The sequence below is a fragment of the Acidobacteriota bacterium genome, assembly GCA_009861545.1.
In the GTDB taxonomy this organism is placed as follows: Bacteria; Acidobacteriota; Vicinamibacteria; order Vicinamibacterales; family UBA8438; genus WTFV01.
This window is the reverse complement of record VXME01000150.1, coordinates 64538-82690: the sequence shown is the minus strand read 5'-3', so window position 1 is coordinate 82690 and position 18153 is coordinate 64538. Positions and strand designations below refer to the sequence as shown.

The 18153-nt window shown below is 68.9% G+C and carries 12 protein-coding genes; 7 read left to right on the top strand and 5 right to left on the bottom strand.

What is annotated here, in order from left to right:
- The first annotated feature begins 12 nt into the window (after positions 1-12).
- The 7 genes from F4X11_23225 to F4X11_23195 all read left to right on the top strand — a co-directional run bounded on the left by F4X11_23225 (position 13) and on the right by F4X11_23195 (position 11073).
- A complete protein-coding gene (locus F4X11_23225) occupies positions 13-1479 on the top strand; it encodes a DUF1501 domain-containing protein (protein MYN67902.1) in 1467 nt (488 codons plus the stop codon).
- Between the two features lie 129 nt (positions 1480-1608).
- Positions 1609-2571, top strand: a complete 963-nt coding sequence (locus tag F4X11_23220) for an alpha/beta hydrolase (protein MYN67901.1) — start codon at positions 1609-1611, stop codon at positions 2569-2571.
- Positions 2572-2749: 178 nt separating this feature from the next.
- A complete protein-coding gene (locus tag F4X11_23215; protein ID MYN67900.1) occupies positions 2750-5842 on the top strand; it encodes a hypothetical protein in 3093 nt (1030 codons plus the stop codon).
- A 131-nt stretch (positions 5843-5973) separates the two neighbouring features.
- Complete coding sequence (locus F4X11_23210; GenBank protein MYN67899.1) at positions 5974-8466, top strand: DUF1592 domain-containing protein; 2493 nt, start codon at positions 5974-5976, stop codon at positions 8464-8466.
- Positions 8463-9806, top strand: a complete 1344-nt coding sequence (locus F4X11_23205; GenBank protein ID MYN67898.1) for a DUF1552 domain-containing protein — start codon at positions 8463-8465, stop codon at positions 9804-9806. Before F4X11_23210 ends, F4X11_23205 begins: the two co-directional genes overlap by 4 nt.
- Positions 9807-9844: 38 nt before the next feature.
- Entirely contained in the window at positions 9845-10123 is a 279-nt protein-coding gene (locus F4X11_23200) for a DUF4258 domain-containing protein (protein MYN67897.1), read from the top strand.
- Positions 10120-11073, top strand: a complete 954-nt coding sequence (locus F4X11_23195; protein ID MYN67896.1) for a hypothetical protein — start codon at positions 10120-10122, stop codon at positions 11071-11073. The genes F4X11_23200 and F4X11_23195 overlap by 4 nt, the downstream gene beginning before the upstream one ends.
- Positions 11074-11749: 676 nt before the next feature.
- Here F4X11_23195 and F4X11_23190 read toward each other — a convergent pair.
- The 5 genes from F4X11_23190 to F4X11_23170 form a co-directional block, all read right to left on the bottom strand.
- On the bottom strand, positions 11750-12976 hold the full coding sequence (locus F4X11_23190; GenBank protein MYN67895.1) for a nucleoside permease: 1227 nt from the start codon (positions 12974-12976) through the stop codon (positions 11750-11752).
- A 9-nt stretch (positions 12977-12985) separates the two neighbouring features.
- Positions 12986-14356, bottom strand: coding sequence for a DUF1080 domain-containing protein (locus F4X11_23185; GenBank protein MYN67894.1), 1371 nt, complete (start codon positions 14354-14356; stop codon positions 12986-12988).
- Between the two features lie 23 nt (positions 14357-14379).
- Positions 14380-15711 (bottom strand): TIM barrel protein, encoded by a 1332-nt coding sequence (locus tag F4X11_23180; GenBank protein MYN67893.1) that lies wholly within the window; start codon positions 15709-15711, stop codon positions 14380-14382.
- A complete protein-coding gene (locus F4X11_23175) occupies positions 15414-16763 on the bottom strand; it encodes an ATP-binding protein (GenBank protein MYN67892.1) in 1350 nt (449 codons plus the stop codon). Before F4X11_23175 ends, F4X11_23180 begins: the two co-directional genes overlap by 298 nt.
- Positions 16764-16906: 143 nt before the next feature.
- On the bottom strand, positions 16907-18004 hold the full coding sequence (locus tag F4X11_23170; GenBank protein MYN67891.1) for an NADP-dependent oxidoreductase: 1098 nt from the start codon (positions 18002-18004) through the stop codon (positions 16907-16909).
- Between the last annotated feature and the right edge of the window lie 149 nt (positions 18005-18153).

Sequence of the window (18153 nt, the reverse complement as noted above, 5' to 3'; positions counted from 1 at the left end):
GAGAGGTTCACGATGCATCCAGTAAAAGAGGCGATCCAGGCGGAGACTCGGCGGCAGTTCTTCGGCAAGGTCGCCATGGGGGTCGGCGGGCTCGCCCTGTCCAGCCTCATGGCCGAGGACGCGTTCGCCGCGCCGCAGGACGCCGCGTCGTTCGGCGGCCTGCCGTCGCTGCCGCACTTCGCGCCGAAGGCGAAGCGCTGCATCTATCTGCACATGATGGGCGCCCCGCCGCAGATGGATCTGCTCGACTACAAGCCGAAGATGCGGGACTGGTACGACAAGGATCTGCCGGAGTCGATCCGCCAGGGGCAGCGCCTGACGACGATGACGTCGGGGCAGGCGCGCTTCCCGATCGCGCCCTCGGTCTTCAAGTTCGACCAGCACGGGCAGAGCGGCGCCTGGATTTCGGAGATCCTGCCGTACACGGCGCGGATGGCCGACGACATCGCCATCATCCGCTCGATGCACACAGACGCCATCAACCACGAGCCGGGCATCACGTTCATCCAGACCGGCCAGCAGATCCCGGGCCGCCCGTGCATCGGGGCGTGGTTCGCCTACGGCCTCGGGAGCATGAACCAGGACCTGCCGACGTTCGTGGTGATGAATGCCGAGAAGAGCCACCCGAAGTCGGGCGTGCAGGCTATTTCGGCGAAGCTGTGGAGCGCCGGGTTCCTGTCGCCGGAGTACGCCGGGGTCAGGATGCGGACCGGTGCCGATCCGGTTCTGTACCTGCGCGACCCGGACGGCGTTTCGCGAGACGTCCGCCGGCAGATGCTGGACGGCCTCGCCGATCTGAACCGGATCCAGCACGAGCAGTTCGGCAGCCCCGAGACGCTGGCCCGCATCCAGCAGTACGAGATGGCGTTCCGGATGCAGTCGTCGGTTCCGGAGATGGCCGATCTGTCGAGCGAGCCGGAGCGTACGTTCGAACGCTGGGGCGAGGACGCGAAGCAGCCGGGCAAGTTCCAGAACGCGGCCCTGATGGCCCGGCGGCTGATCGAGCGGGGCGTGCGCTTCGTCCAGATCTACCATCGCGGCTGGGACGTGCACGCGTTCGCGCCCGAGGTGCTGCCGGCGCAGGCGCGGGACGTCGACCGGGCGGCGTGGGCGCTCATCCAGGACCTGAAGGAGCGGGGTCTCTTCGACGAGACGCTGGTCATCTGGGGCGGCGAGTTCGGCCGGACGATCTATTCGCAGGGGCGGCTGACCCCTACCGACTACGGGCGCGACCACCATCCGCGCTGCTTCAGCCTGTGGATGGCGGGCGGCGGGGTCAAGGGGGGCGTCGTCCACGGCGAGACCGACGACTTCTCCTACAACATCGTCAAGGACCCGGTGCACATCCGGGACCTGCAGGCGACGATTCTGCACCTGTTCGGGATCGATCACCAGCGGTTCACGCACAAGCACCGGGGCCTCGACGCCAAGCTGACCGGCGTCGAGCCGGCCCGCGTGGTCCGGGAGGTGCTGGCGTAGCGGGCCGCGGGGAGGCCCCGCGCGCGCTCGGAGGAGCGAGACGCTCGACCTGCAGGATGTTCGACGCTTGCGTGACGGCTCGGCTCCGGTCGGACGGGCGGCAGTGATCCGGAGATTCGGGAGGATGTCGTGAGAACAGGGTGGTTGTCGCTGGTCTTTGTCGTCGCGTTTCTCGGTCTGATCTCGGCAGTGGCCGGGGCGCAGGTGCCCGTCACGGACTGGCGGGGCGAGTCGGTGACCATGGAGGAGGGCGCCGCCGATTCGGACGGTGTCCGAATCGTTTACCACACGGCGGGCGAGGGTCCGCTGGTCATCTTCGTCCACAGCATCACCGGTCCGTGGTTCGATTGGCGTCATCAACTGGTCGCGCTCTCGGAGCACTACCGGGTGGTTGCGATGTCGACCCGAGGAACCGACAAGAGCGACAAGCCGGAGGGCGTCGAGAACTACACGATGGCGAAGATCTCGTCCGACATCGCCGCCATCATCGACGACTTCGGCGAGGAGCGGGCCATCATCGTGGGCCAGGACAGCGGCGGGTTCTACGCCTGGCACTTCGCCATGACCCATCCGGAGAAGACGGCCCGCCTCGTCTCCGTCGGCACGATCCACCCGGAGGGCTTGATCCGGGAGCTGATCTCCAACACCGAGCAGCAGCAGGCGAGCATGTTCCAGCGGGGCATGCAGGAGAACCCGAACGCGGGGGCGGAGTTCGGCGATCGCATTCGGAGCCGGCCGCCGAGCCCGGACGACACCTTCGAGCTGGCGGCCCTGCGCCGGCTGGCCTACCAGCGGCTGTACCCGGAGTCGATCGTGAACTTCTACAAGGCCAACTGGCCGCCGCGTCCGTTCACGATGGAGACCGAGGGCTTCGGCTTTCGCATCGGCGAGTTCCCGCCGGTCCAGGCTCCGACGCTGCTCATCTACGGCAGGGACAGCGGCCCCTTCAAGCCGGAGACGCTCAACGGGATCTGGCGCTGGGTAGACGGTCCGCTGACCCTGCGCGTCCTGCCGGGAGTGGGGCACGGACCGCATACGCAGGTGCCGGAGATCGTGACGCCGGCGATTCTGGCATGGCTCGACGAAGAGTAGATCCCGTCCGATCCCGGACGCACGGGTACCGCATCGTCTTCCGGTCCGACGGCCTCGGCCCTCGGCCTGCCGAATGCCGAATCGCCGGCCTTCCGGCGACCTCGCGCTGGCCGCCGTCTCCGGCGTCCCGCTTCTCCTGGTAGGCTGGAGAGGCCAGCCCGCCGGGAGTCGACGCAGCATGTCCCGTTCGTCCTTCCGTTTCTCCACGACGGTGCTCGTGTGTGTGCTCGCCTTTCCGGCGGCGGCTCAGGTGCCGCCGGACGAAGCCTGGCGCTCGGTCGATACCGAGCACTTCCGCATCACCTTTCCCGCGCAACTGGAGGAGCAGGGTCGGCGGGTGGGCGAGCTGGCCGAGCGGGCCTACCGCGAGCTCACGGCGCAATTCCGCGAGGGTCCGTCCGGGCGGATCGACGTCGTGCTGACCGACCACGTCGACGTCTCGAACGGCTACGCGCGGATCTGGCCGTCGAACCGGATCGTGCTCTACGCGCGTCCCCCCGCCGACCACCTCGCGCTGGCCTACTTCGACGACTGGTTCGAGCTGTTGGTCACGCACGAGCTGGCGCACATCTTTCACCTCGACTACGGCGGGACGCTGGGCAGGATCTTCCGCACGCTGTTCGGGCGCGCGCAGACGCCGCTGACTTTTCCCGGCGTCGTCGTGCCCGGCTGGGTAGCCGAGGGACTGGCGACCTGGTACGAGTCGGCGCTGACCGACGCGGGCCGAGTGCACGGGACGTTCCACGAGATGGTGCTGCGGACGGCGGCGTTGGAGGGGCGGTTCGAGAATATCGGACAGGCAAGCGGCAACTCGCGGCAGTGGCCGGGCGGTACCCGCCGGTACGCCTACGGGTCGCTCTTCTTCGACTACCTGCTCGACAAGCACGGCCGCGAGAGCATGGCCGCGTTCGTCGAGGCGGTCGTGCGCCCGGCGACACAACTGTCGCTGTCGTGGTTGAACGCGGCCGGCCGGCGCGCCTTCGGCGCGTCGCTGTCGAGCGAATGGGCCGCCTGGACGAACGAGTTGCGGGCGGGCCTGAACCGCCTCGATGGCGAGCTCGCGGCGTTCGGCCCGATCACCGAGCCGGAGGCGTTGACCCGCAACGCCCGCTACGGGCTGCACCCGATGAGGTCGCCGGACGGCGGCGCCCTGGTTTACGTTCGGTCCGATGGACGGTCGTATCCGCGGCTGGTGGTCATGCCGCCCGACGGCGGCGATCCGACCACCGTGACGAGGATCAACAATCGCGCCCCGTTCGACGTCCTGCCGTCCGGGGGGGTCGTCTTCGCGCAACGCGACTACACGGACCGCTACCGGGTGTTCAGCGACGTGCACGTCGCGACCGTCGACGGGGAGGTGCGCCGCGTGACCCGAGGCGCGAGGCTGACGGCGCCGTCCGCCGGCCCCGACGGAACGTGGGCCGTCGCCGTGGCGGAGGGCGAGGGAACGAACGGCCTGGCCCGGGTCGACCTCCTGGACGGGTCGATCCGGACGCTGGCGGCGCCGGAGGCCGGCACGTACTGGGCCTACCCCGCGGTCTCCCCCGACGGGCGTCGGATCGCCGCGAGCCGCTGGACAGAGCGGCGGCACGACGTGGTCGTCCTCGATGCGGACGGGCGCGTGACGCACGAGGTGACCCGTGACCGGGCCCTCGACCTGGCGCCGAAATGGAGCGCGGACGGCCGCTATCTGGTCTGGTCGTCGGACCGGAGCGGCATCCTGAACATCCTGGGCGCGGAGGTCGATCCGCTTACCGGCCCCCTCGGCCCGCCCGTCATGCTGACGAACGTGCGGACGGGGGCGGCGTTTCCGAGCGTCGACCCCGCCGGCGAGTGGCTGTACTTCTCCGGTTACCACGTCGACGGCTGGGAGGTGGAGCGGGTCCGGTTCGCCCCGGACGCCGCCCCGCCCGCCCCCGCCCCGGCGGCGCGCTTCGACGATGCCGGCGCTTCGCATGTCGGGCCGGCCGCCGCCGGCGCTTCCATCGGCGATACGGCTGGAACGACGTCCCGCGATCGGGAGAGTCCGTCCCGCGACTACTCGCCGGCCTCGACCCTGTATCCGCGGTACTGGTTCCCCGTGATCCGGGAGCCGGTCGCAACCGCGAAGACGACCGTCGGGGATGTCGAGGTGCCGCGCACGGAGCTTCTCGGCTACGCGCTCGGCGGCCGCACGTCGGGCATCGACCTCGTCGGCAGGCATGCCTACGAGGCCGGGGCGCAGGTCTTCACGTCGGGCGGCCGGGGAGAAGGCGACGTTTCGTACGAGTATCGAGGCCTGGGAAATCCGACCATCGGCGTGACCGCCTCGCAGACGTGGGACGACGACGGCGTGCGGGTACGACGCCCGGAGGCGGGTGCGGCGGGCTCGCCGGCGGCGTTCTTCGTTCTGGAGCGGGAGCGGCGCCTGGCCACGTCGGTGCGGGTGCGGAGACCCGGCGTGCGCCTGTCGACGTCGCTGCGGCTGTCGGCCGGGTTGGTCCGCAGCGACCGGGAGGTGCTGGACGATGCCCTGCGGTCGACGGACAGTCTCCGCCTCACCCGGCCCGGCAGCCTCCTGAGCGAGTACGCGGTTTCGTTCAGCGTCTCGAGCGCGCGGTCGCATGCCTTCCAGATGGGCAACGCACGCGGCGCGGCGCTGTACCTGCGCGCGCGGACGCGCGGCGACGTGGATGTTCCGGGTGGGCTCGCGGGTCGCGACGCCGTCGATCTCTCCGTCGATGACCTCATCGGGCGGGTGCGGGCCTACATTCCGTTGCCGGGACCGGGATTCGCGGCGCCGGTGCTCGCGGTGCGCGCGAGCGGCGGGACGGCTCGCGGGCCGGGGGCGCAGACCGGGTACTTCGAGGTGGGCGGCGCCTCGGGCGACCGCGTGTCGCTGCCGGGCGCTCCCACGCTGGTGGGCGGCTCGGTCTTCCTGCCTGTTCGCGGCTACGAGACATCCACGCGATCGGGCCGCACTGCATGGTCCACCAGCGTGGAGCTGCGCATGCCGCTCGCGCTCGTCAATCGCGGACGCGGGACGTTGCCGCTGCACGTCGACCGCATCTTCGGCTCGGTGTTCCTCGACGGCGGCAACGCGTGGGGCCGCGTGTCGTCCTCCGGCGACGAGAGTCCCCGGCCGAGCGTTCTGCTGTCGGCCGGTTTCGAGGTCAGCACCGACCTGCTCGCCCTGTACGGGGTGCCGCTGCGGCTGCGTGCAGGCGCCGCCTTTCCCTTCATCGAGCGGGAGGGGCCGCGCTACTACGTTCGGGTCGGTCTGCCGTTCTGACCACGACGGGTGAACCCGTTTCCGGGTCGGGCGGAACGCGCATCCGAATTGTCAGTGGGCAAGTGGAGTTGTACGATCGCCGCGGGCCGCCATCCCTCGGTGCATCGCTCCGTGATTCGGGAGGATTCCTCGTGAGCCGGACGCCGTTCATTGCCCTCGCCGTCATCGCCGTTGCGTTCATGCCGGCCGGTGAGGCACTCGGGCAGGGTGTGCCGGCCGCGGCGGCATCGGCTTCTGCTGCGCGTGCTCAGGCAACGTTTGCCGCCGCGGTCGCACCGCAAGCTACGGGAGCCGAGAGAGGGGCGACGTCGTACCGCGCCCTGCTCGACCGCTACTGCGTCACCTGCCACAACGAGCGCCTGGTCACGGGCCGCGGCGGCGCGCCGTCGCCGCTCGTCGGCCAGCTCCGCGCCGTCGGGCTGACCCTCGACACCCTGAACCTCGCGGCCGTCGGCGAGCATCCCGAGGCGTGGGAGAAGGTCGTTCGCAAGCTGCGCGGCGGGATGATGCCGCCGGCGGGTCGGCCCCGCCCGGACGAGGCAGGCACGCTCGATTTCGTCACGTGGCTGGAAACCGAGCTGGATAGCGCGGCGGCCGCGCGGCCCGATCCCGGCCGGACGGCGCCGCTGCACCGTCTCAACCGCGCCGAGTACCGCAACGCGGTCCGCGACCTGCTGGCCCTGGAGGTGGATGTCGACGCCCTGCTGCCGGCCGACGACTCCAGCTACGGATTCGACAACATCGGGACCGCGCTGCGGATGTCGCAGTCGCTGCTGGAGCGCTACCTCGCGGCGGCCAGGACGGTCAGCCGGGCTGCGGTCGGGAGCCCGCCGCCGGCGGTGGTGGGCGAGACCTACCGCCTCGCGACCGACATGCAGCAGCACGACCGCATGGACCGGCTGCCCTTCGGGACCCGGGGCGGCGCGTTGGTGACGCACCTGTTCCCGCAGGAGGCGGAGTACGACATCCAGGTCGAGCTGGGGCGGTCGCGCAACGTGAGCGTCCCGCACCGTCTGGAGATCACCGTCGACGGCGAGCAGGTCGATGTGGTCACGCTCGCGCCGCCCGATCCCGACGCCGGCGGGTCGAACCCGTACGCGAACGCGTCGAGCGTGACGGTGCGCGTGCCGGTTCCCGCAGGTCCGCACGACGTCGGGGTGACTTTCTTCCGCAATCCGGCGGCACTCGTCGAGCAGGTCCGGCTGCCGTTTCAGAACCCGCGGCGCGGCGGCGCGGCCGGGCCGATCCCGATCGTGTCGAGCATCACCGTCACCGGCCCCTACAACCCGCAGGGGGCGGGGGAGACCCCGAGCCGGGCGCGGATCTTCACGTGCCGGCCGGCCGGTGCGGCGCCGGACGAGCAGACCCGGTGCGCCGCCCGTATCCTGTCGTCCCTGGCCCGCCTCGCCTATCGGCGGCCGGCGACCGACGATGACCTGGACACGCTGCTCGGCTTCTACGCGGACGAGCGCGCGGCGGGCGGCTCGTTCGAGGCGGGCATCGAGCTGGCGCTGCGCTGGCTGCTGGCGAGTCCGGACTTCCTTTTCCGTGTCGAGGCGCCGCCGCCCGACCAGGCGGGCGCCGACGTCTACCGCATCGGCGACCTGGAGCTCGCCTCGCGCCTCTCCTTCTTCCTCTGGAGCAGCATCCCGGACGACGCGCTGCTGCGGGCGGCCGAGACAGGCCGTCTGCGCGATCCGAACGAGCTGGAAGGGCAGGTGCGGCGAATGCTGGCCGACGCGCGCGCCGGCGCGCTGACCCGCAACTTCGCCGGGCAGTGGCTGCAGCTTCGCAACCTGGCCGACACGGCGGTGCGGCCGGGCGACCCGTACTCGCTCGCGTTCGACGAGTCGCTGCGCCGCGGGATGATCCGCGAGACGGAGCTCTTCTTCGACAGCGTCGTGCGGGAGAACGGGGCGGCCCTGGACCTGTTGACGGCCGACTATACGTTCCTGAACGAGCGGGTGGCGGCGCACTACGGCGTTCCGAACGTGCAGGGCAGTCACTTCCGCCGGGTGTCCCGGCCCGCCGGCAGCCCGCGCCGCGGTCTGCTGGGGCACGGCAGCATCCTCACGCTGACGTCGCACGCCATCCGTACGTCGCCCGTGCTGCGCGGCAAGTGGATTCTGAACAACATCCTCGGCACGCCGCCGCCCGACCCGCCGCCGAACGTGCCGGCGCTGGTCGACCGCAAGACGCAGGCGAAGACGGCGACGCTGCGCGAACGGATGCAGGCGCACCGCGACAACCCCGCCTGCGCGGCCTGCCATGCGATGATCGACCCGGCCGGCTTCGCGCTGGAGAACTTCGACGCCATCGGCCGCTGGCGGGTGGTCGACGAGTCGTTCAACCCGATCGACGCATCGGGCGTCCTGCCGGACGGCACGGCGTTCGACGGCGCGGCCGAGTTGCGCACGGCGCTCGTGCGGCGTCCGAAGCGGTTCGTGACGACGATGACGGAGAAGCTGCTGACCTACGCCCTCGGCCGCGGGTTGACGCACGCCGACATGCCGACGGTGCGGCGGATTCTGCGCGAGACGGCGGACGGCGGCTACCGGTTGCAGGACATCATTCTGAGCGTGGTGCGGAGCGATCCGTTCCAGTTGAGGAGAGCGCGGTCATGATCATCACCCGCAAGTCGTTGCCCCGCCGGATGTTCCTCCGCGGATTGGGCGCTGCCGTGGCGTTGCCGCTGCTCGACGCGATGGCCCCGGCGCTGACCGCCACCGCCCGGACGGCGGCGCGGCCGGTGCGGCGGCTCGGCTTCTTCTACGAGCCGAACGGCATGTTCCTGTCGAACTTCCACCCGGCGGGTGACGGCGGCCGCGACTTCGCGATGACGCCGATCCTGCAGCCGCTCGAACCGTTCCGCGACCAGTTGACGGTGGTCAGCGGCCTCAGCAACCGCGGCGTGGTCAGCCCGAACGAAGGGGGCGGGGTCCACAGCCGCGCCCACGCCGGCTGGCTCAACGGCGTCCTGCCCTACAAGACCGAAGGCGCCGACCTGAAGGCGGGCAAGACCATCGACCAGTACGCGGCCGACGTGCTCGGCGCCGAGACCTCGCTGTCGTCGCTGGAGCTGACCACCGATTCGAACTACCTGGTCGGCAACTGCGAGAACGGCTACGCGTGCGCCTACCTGAACTCGACGTCGTGGAAGGACGAGTCGACGCCGCTGCCGCACGAGCGGGACCCCCGCGTCGTCTTCCAGCGGATGTTCGGCGACGGCGGCAGCGTGGCGGCGCGGCTGGCCGACATGCGCAAGGACCGCAGCATCCTCGACGCGACCACCGAGAGCCTGCGGCGGCTCGAGCGGCGGCTCGGCGCAGGTGACCGGACGCGCGTCGGGGAGTACCTGGATACGGTCCGTGACGTCGAGCGGCGCATCCAGCGGGCGGAGGAGAACAACGCCTCCACCCCGCTGCCCGAGCTGGAGCAGCCGGCCGGCGTGCCCGACGGCTACGCCGAGCACCTCTCCCTGCTCTACGACCTGCTGGCGCTGGCCTTTCAGGCCGACGTCACCCGCGTGAGCTGCACGCAGGTGGCGCGCGAGCAGAGCGGCCGGACCTATCCCGAGATCGGGGTGCCGGAGGCGCACCACACGGTGTCGCACCACCAGACCGATCCGCACAACGTCGCGCAGTACACGAAGATCACCGTCTTCCAGATGTCGCTCTTCGCCAAGCTCGTCGAGAAGCTGCGCGCGACCCCCGACGGCGACGGCACGCTGCTCGACCACTGCATCCTGGTCTACGGCTGCGGCATGGGCGACGGCGACCACCACACCCCGTTCGACCTGCCGACGGCGCTCGTCGGCGGCGGCGCCGGAAGGCTGGCCGGCAACCGCCACCTGAAGTACCCGCTGCACACCCCGTTCATGAACCTGGGGCTCAGCCTGCTCGAGAAGGTCGACGTCGAGGTGGACCGAATCGCCGACAGCACGGGGAGGCTCGCCGGGGTGTAGCGTAGTCACGGGTGTCGCGATGAACAGGTCGGTTCGGAGTGCGGTACTATTCGGACCCCGCTACGGGCGAGCCGCACATCTATGGGCACGGTGTTTCCGAGACGGAGGTCGAGGACGTGCTTGGAGCACCGGGTGAGGACCGGCCGGGTCGGGCTGGCTCGCGGATTGCCACGGGTCAGACCCAGGACGGAAGATATCTGCGCGTGATCTATGCGCCGTCGCGAGATGCCGATGGCCTGTTCGTCATCACGGCGTACGAATTGCACGGAAAGCCCCTACGAGCTTTCGTGCGTCGAATGAAGAGGAAACGGCGATGAAGTCGTCGGGGAATTCGCGGTTGCCGGAAGGGTGGGGCGACGCCCGCGTTGCCGACGTGATTACGCACTACGAGACGCAACCCGAGGACGAGGCAGTGGCGGAGGACGAGGCCGCCCTGTCCGACCCCGGTCAGACGGTCATGGTGATTCCGACCCGTCTGGTGCCGGCGGTGCGGAAGCTGCTCGCGAGCACTGGTACGTATTCGTCCATGTTACGTACGGCCATCGAGCAGTACCGTTTTCCCACGGTCACTTATGACTTCCGGAAGGGGCGCGAGCTCTGTCATCGTGACATGGCTGCGGTGGAGATGTACATCGGAAAGCGGCTACGAGCAAGAGAATCCGAGACCGTGAAGGAGGGCCTGGCGAATGTTCTGTACTGGGGGTATGCCAACAGCCCTGGACGGCGAGTCCATCGGGTCGAGGAATTCCTGCAGAACGCTACCGAGAAGATGGTCGACGACTTCATTTCGGCTACGGAATCGCAAGAGACGCCGGGGTTGTTCGACATCAAGAAGATTGGCTTGCCCCAGTTCAGTGGCATGTCATTCGTGACCAAGATCGTCATGTTCCTCAATCCGGATAGACACCCCGTTCTGGATATGAAGGTCGCCGAGTCGTTTTCGCAGACTTTGGAGTTTCCTCCCTTGCAGGATCTCGTGTTTCGGAAACGAGCTGACTTCGGAAAGAAGGCCGATACGCAGATCAAGATTACCAGGAGGAATGAATGCGTCTATGGGAAGTGGGCTTCCTGGTGCAGGGACATCGCCACGTCGGTCAACGCGGAATCTGGTTCTTCCGGAAAGAGCGTTCGAGCCGTGGATGTCGAACGGGCCGTTTTCGCCCTTGCCGATGCTTGTGATCGTACAGAAGCGTGGATGCTCTTGCGAGGTCCCTGTGACGAGGGTCGAGCTGGTCGGGTCCGGGACGACGACGAGACCGCCGAATAGCCGTGACAGCGATGGAGTCGCTATCGCGGCAGTATCTCAACACGGCTGTGGAGAAGGCGTGGCGTGCGTTCGAGGACGTCAAGGGATTCGAGTGGCGCGTCAGTCCTGCCATTCCCATTCTGTTTTGCATTCGGGCCTGCCGCGCAGGTGCCGCTTGGGCAACTGAGTGCGGGCGACAAGCGCCGGGCGGGTGAAATCGTGGTGGCGGCATGGAAACGCGGCCGCTGACGGGACTCGTGTGATGGCTTTGTCGTGCCGTTCAGCGCACAGGTGGTCGCCCTTGCCTCTGTCGCTGGGTTCGGCGCTTCCCGGTGCATGAAGAACACCGCGAACGGCACCAGCGCGGCCCGACCGTCGGGGACGATTCGTCCCCATCGTTGGTCACGACGAGGGTGTCGACCAGCGTATTCAAGGGCGTTGGCTTCGCATTCGCCTCGAGCCGGCTGCAGTCCCGGATTCGTCGTCGCCGACCATGCTGTCGTCAGTCGGTCTCGACACGCCCGCACGCGGTTCAGGCGAGCGTGTGGCAGAATTGCCGTTCGGATGGTCCGGGTCCGGGACTACCTCATGGCGTGGCAGATTCAACCGGGCCCCGCGGCGGTAGAACTTGCCGCGCTCTCCGCGAGAGAAGTCGTAATACGGTCTCATTTGCTCGCTTCGTGATGGTTGAGCGCTATCAGGCCGCCGCTCTCGCTTCCGCCGCCGGGTCCGGATCGTCCCGGTGCGTGAAGAAGACCGCGAACAGCACCAGCACGACTGCGGCCCAGGCCGCGGGGATCAGCCAGATCGACTCCCACTGGTGGGGGACGCCGTCGCCCGCCACGACGTAGGCATCGACGACACGTCCCGAGAGCCAGCTCCCGATGAAGCCGCCGACGCCGAGGGTGACGAAGGCGATGAACCCCTGTGCGGCCGCGCGCAGGTCCTTCGGCGCCTTGGTGTCGACGTAGATCTGGCCGGTGACGAAGAAGAAGTCGTAGCAGATACCGTGGAGCAGGATGCCGGCGTAGAGCATCCAGACGGCCGGTCCGGGGTCTCCGTAGGCGAACAGGACGTATCGCGCCGCCCACGCGAGCATGCCGACCAGCAGCAGGCGCTTGACGCCCAGGCGGACGAGGAACCAGGGCATCAGCACCATGAAGCCGATCTCGGACATCTGGCCGAGGGTCATCTTGCCGGCCGCGTTGTCGACGCCGATCTCGTTGAGGAACGGGTTGGCGAACGCGTAGTAGAACTGCAGCGGGATGCAGACGAGGAACGAGCCGATCACGAAGACGGCGAACGAGCGCTCGCGCAGCAGCCGCAGGGCGTCGAGGCCCAACACGTCGCGCGCCGTCACCCGCGTGGCGGTCTTCGCCGGCGGCGTGTGGGGCAGCGCGAGACAGAAGACGCCCAGCACGACCGACGCGGCGGCGGCGATCTGCAGCGGGCGTTCGGTATCTTCGAGCTGCAGGAAGCCGACCGCGAGGCCGGCCACGATCCAGCCGATGGTGCCGAGCACGCGCACGGCGGGGAACTGCTGGCCGGGATTCGACATCTGCCGGAACGAGATGGAGTTGGTGAGCGCCAGCGTCGGCATGTAGCAGAGGGCGTACACCAGCAGGACCGCGTAGAACGCTCCGAACGACGCCTGCAGCGACACCATGAACAGGATGATCCCGCCCACGACGTGGAGCGCGGCGAGGAGCCGCTCAGTGGCGAAGAAGCGGTCCGCCACCATCCCGATGAAGAACGGGGAGACCATCGCGGCGATGGCCGTCGTCCCGAAGACGAGGCCGATCTGCTCGCCCTGAAACGCCAGCGGGCCGCCCAGATAGGTACCGAGCGGCACGGACCATGCCCCCCAGACGAAGTACTGGAGGAACATCATCGCCGAGAGCTTGAGGCGAACAGTTGGCGACATGGGAGACGCTCAGTTGATCTCCCGAATCAGGATATTGCGGAACCGGACGGGATCGCCGTGGTCCTGTATCGCGATGTGCCCGCGCGGCACGCGTCCGTAGCGCGGCAGCGGGGCGAACTTGCTCGCCTCCACCCGCGCCTGCCAGTCGGCGTCGCCCATCTGGTAGGTGAGCAGGTGCATGCCGTTCATCCAGTGCTCGACGCGGCCGTCGTCGACGATCAGCCGTGACGTGTTCCATTCGCCCACCGGTCGCGTGACGTCCGCCGCCGGCGGATGAACCGCGTAGTTGCTGCCGGCCGAGGTGATCGGCGCCTGGCCGTCGCGGTGCCCGGCGTTGTGCAGGATCTGGAACTCGGGGCCGCTGTGCCAGACCGGGCCGTCGACTTCCTCGGTGACGCCGAAGAACACGCCGCTGTTGCCGCCCGCCTCGACCTGCCACTCGAAGCGGAGCTCGAAGTTCTCGAACTGCTCGACGGTGATGATGTCCCCCCCGCGGTCGACCCGCGCCAGCGCGCCGTCGACCACCTGCCAGCCGTCCGGCAGCGCGTCGCGCTTGTAGCCGCGCCAGGCCGCCGTCGTCGTGCCGTCGAACAGAACGCGCCAGTCGTCCGCGGACCGGTTGCCGGCATCGCCCATCGCCCAGACGATACCGTTGACGACGAGACGCTGGAACCGCTCGTCCTGCCACACCGCGTCCTCGTGGCCGAGCGCGGTGTAGAACATCCGGCCGTCGCCGTAGTCGCGGCTCCAGGCCAGCGCGAAGTCGCCGTCCGTGCGCCTGACGCCTTCCTTCTGCGCGTCGACCGAGTCGGTGTCGAGGCTCAGCAGCACGTCGACCCGCGCGCGCTCCCAGTCCTTGAACTGGTAGATCTCGTCGCTGATGCGGAAGCTGGCGCCCAGGTGGCGCGTCGCGGGGTGGTCGAGGTCCTCGACCCGGATCTCCACCTCCTGCCGCCACGGGTGGTTGTCGAAGTAGCCGCCGATGAGCTCGCCGTACGCCGGCCACTCGTAGAAGGTGTCCGTCGCGCTGTGCACGCCGATGAAGCCGCCGCCGCCGCGGATGAAGTCGAGGAACGCCTCCTTCTGGTCGGCGTCGAGCGGCAGCTCGCCGGTGGTGTAGAAGACGACCGCGTCGTAGCGGGCCAGCACCTCCGCGGTCAGGATGGAAGCGTCGCGCGTGATGTCGACCTCGAATGCGTCGTGCTCGCGGCCGATGGCCGGGAGCACCTGCTCGGAGAGCGGCACCACCGGGTGCGCGAAGCCCGCCGACTGGGTGACGTACAGCACCCGCGGCAGCGTCTGGGCGACTGCCGGCGCGGCAATCGCCGCGAGCAGCAGCACGGCCAGGGTCGCGTGTGTGGTGCGGATCAAGTCTGTCATCGGATTCACTCCCGTGCCCTTGCTCATGCGCCGAGCACGTCCTTGCAGTATTCCAGACAGCGGCCGATCTCGGTGACCGTGTCGTCGCCCGGGTACTCGTACTCGATGTTCGCCGGGATGTTCCAGCCCTCGTCGCGCAGCAGCAGCAGCGTCTCGCGGATCGGGGTGTCGCCCTCGCCCCATGGCGTGTCGGGGCCGTCGTTCCGCTCGCGGTCCTTCAGGTGGAGGGTGACTATCCGCTGGTAGTTCGCCTTCAGGTAGGCGATCGGATCGTGGTTGGCCGCCACCATGTGGCCGATGTCGAGGTTGACCGCGATCGGCGCGCGCCCGCCCATCTCGATCGCCCGCGCGAAGTCCGCCGGGCTGGAGAACGCGTTCGGGTCGACGCGCGAGTGGTTGTGCATCGCCACCGGCATGCCGTAGCGGTCGGCGTAGCGGGCGATTCGAGGCACGCTGTTCATGTGCGCCGAGGCCGTGATGGCCGGCGCCCCCAGCATCTGCGCCATCTCGAAGCCGCGGTCGATCTCCGCGTCCGAGAAGTGGTCCTTGAAGCTGAGGTTGTAGGCGTTGATCTCGATGCCGGCGTCCTCGAACTGCCAGCGGATCTCCTCGAAGTAATCGAGGGGAATGGTCGTTCGCCAGCGCCGCAGCCGCTCCCGGTTCTCGGGGCGGCGCAACTCGGCCGGCTCGACGTGCCCTTCCCACAGCTCGCAACTCGTGATCCCGACCTGCTGCATCGCGGCGATGCCCGCGTCGAGGCTCAGGTCGCGGAAGCTGTAGCTCTGCAGGCCGATGAGGACGCCCGCGAACCGCGATTCGGACTGCGCGGACACGGCCCGACGAGCGGTTCCCGGCAGGATGCCGGCCGCGCCCGCCGCGACGCCGCCGAGCGTCAGCCGGTGCCATTCGCGTCGTGTGAGCTGCGCCATCGGTAACCTCCGCTGCCCGAACCTGCCCATTCTACGACCTTGCGTCGCGGAACGGCTGCGACGCAAGGTCGTGATGAGGACGAAACGGGCCGAGACTCCGAGCCTGCGAGGGGTTTCGGGGCTCCATGTCAGTAGCCCTCTCGGTCTGCCCAATCGAGATAGGCGTCCAGTTGGTGGGCCAGGAAGAAGGGCAGGTTGAGCAGGCGGAAGCGGCGTCCCTCGGGCGTCTTCGCCACGTGCAGGTCGATGTCGCCGTCCCAGAGCCGAACGGCGATGTCGTGGTCCGCGCGCTGCATGAACTGGTGGAGCGACCGCAGGGTGCCGCTCTTGCCGGACTTCACCTCGACGGGCACCAGTCGGTCTCGGTACCGATGCAGGTAGTCGACTTCCGCAGTGGACCCGGGCTTCTGCCGCACCCAGAAGCATGGCTTGGCGTTGGTCCGGAGGTCGGCGGCGATCATTTCCTGGCCGACGATGTGCTCTGCCAAGCGGCCACGATACAGCGCGCCGAGATCGTTCGCCGAGAGGAATCCGGTCTGCAGGCCGGCGCGGTAGTTCACCAGGCCGGTGTCGACATAGAGCAGGCGCGGTGACTTGCGCAGATCGGGCAGCGCCGGCGGCTGGACGGCGGTGGTGGGGTAGACCAGAAACAGGAGCATGGCGCGCTCGAGGGTCCTGAGCGCGTCGGCCATTTCGCGAGAACGGTAGTTGGAGCCGCCGAACCCCTGAAACGAAATCCGTTCGCCCGCCTGCAACGGAGCGCTCTCGATGACGTGCCGGAGATGTCCGAGCTGCGTCGCGCCGCGAGCGTACTTCGCAGCGTCGTCCGCGTAGGACACGAGCAGACCTTCGTACAGCCGCGTCAGGCGGCCGAGGTCACGATGGCGGAGATACGAGGCCGCGATCTCGGGCATGCCGCCGACCAGGACGTAGTCTCGAAACAGGCGCCGCAAGGGTGCGACGGCGTAGTCCGGGCAAGGGGCGGCGGCCATCGCGTCGTGCAACCTGTCGGGCGCGGCCGCGGCGTACTCTGCGAAGGTCAGCGGATAGACGTACAGGAACTCGACGCGGCCCACCGGGAAGCTGGCCCGGTACCGGTCCAGGGTCGCCTCGAGCAGCGACCCGGCGGCAACCACGGGCAGGTCCGCGCGTTCCTCTGCGAAGTAGCGCAGCAACTGCACGGCGTGCGGGGAATTCTGGATCTCGTCGAGGAACAGGAGCGTCGACGCCTCGGCCGGGTCGGCGTTCTTCAGAAAGAAGATCGCCTCCAGCGTTCGCGCGAGGGGCAGCTCGCGGTCGAAGATCTCGCGGTCTCCGGGATGGTCCAGATTCAGCGAGACGTATTGGCGAAACTCCGCGCCGAACAGGTCGACCGCCGTCGTCTTGCCGACCTGACGGGCGCCGCGGAGCACGAGGGGCTTGCGGTCGTCCCTTTGCCGCCAGGACCGAAGGTCATCGACTACCCGCCTGAAGAGCACCAGAGAATGGTGTCTATTTGTGACGAATCATGTCAAGGATTCAGGGTATTTTGCGCCAGAACCCCCGGCCGGCACCCTCGTCGCTTTCTCGTTCGGCAATGCGGCGACGGCTCGCCGTGCCGTTCCCGCGCCGGCCGCGCCGCTCACACCGGATCGGCCAGCTTGACCATCGCCTTGCCTATGTTGGCGCCGCGAAAAACACCGAGGAAGGCCCGCGGGATGTTCTCGAAACCCTCGTGGATGTCTTCGCATGCCTTGAGGGCGCCGGTGGCGAGCCAGGCGGAGAGCTGGCGCCGCGCCTCCTTGTAGCGCGGGCTGTAGTCGGGGGCCAGGAAACCCTCCATCCGAACGCGGCGCGTGGCCAGGCGGGCGAGGTTGGCGGGACCCGCCGGCGCCTCGCCGTGGTCATAGGCGGAGATCGTGCCGCACAGGGCGATGCGTCCCCAGGTGGCCATGTGGTCGAGCACGATCTCGAGCGTCCGGCCGCCGACGTTGTCGAAGTAGACGTTGACGCCGTCGGGGCACAGCTCCTTCAGACGCGCGTCGAGATCCTCGGACTTGTAGTCGATGGCGGCGTCGAGCCCGAGCGCTTCCGTGAGCCAGCGGCGCTTCTCCGGCCCGCCCGCGATCCCGATGACGCGGCAGCCTTGGAATCTCGCGATCTGTGCGGCGATCGAGCCGGTTGCCCCGGCCGCGCCGGATACGAGCACCGTTTCGCCCTCGCGCGGCTTCGCGACGTCGAGCATGCCGAAGTAGGCGGACATCCCGCTGTTTCCGAACACGCCCAGGTATCTCGGCAGCGGGTGCACCCGCTTGAACCGGGAGACCGGAACCTCGTTGACGCCATCGCTGGCGCAATACTCCTGCCAGCCGAGGAGTCCCGATACGAAGTCGCCGGCGGCGAACGCCGGATGGCGCGACTCGACCACCTGTCCGAGGCCCGGACCGCACATCACCGATCCGATGGAGAGGGGAGCGTTGTACCGGGGAGGAACGGCCATCTGGCCGCGCGTCACGAAGAGGGCGTCCAGGTACAGGTCGATGGCCTGAGAGAGATACTCCGGAGAGCGTGTCAGCCATCCGCGCAGCCCCGGATCGATGGACACGTAGAGCGTCCGTACCAGGAACTGCCCGCTGCCGATCGTCGGGCACGGCGCTTCGTGGTAGCGGAAATCCGCTTCGGCCACCGTGCCCCGCGGCCGGGAAGCGAGCAACCACTGGCGATTGATGTCCACCCGCACGGGCACGGTCTCTCGCTGCGTGTCGCTCAGGACGGTCGCCTGGCGCCCGGTCCGTTCCGCCATGAGCCCGTCCCCGCGATTCCGTTGCGGTGTCGGTGCTCGTTGCCGCCCGGCCGCCGCCACCTGCCCATGAAGCGATAATACGCGAT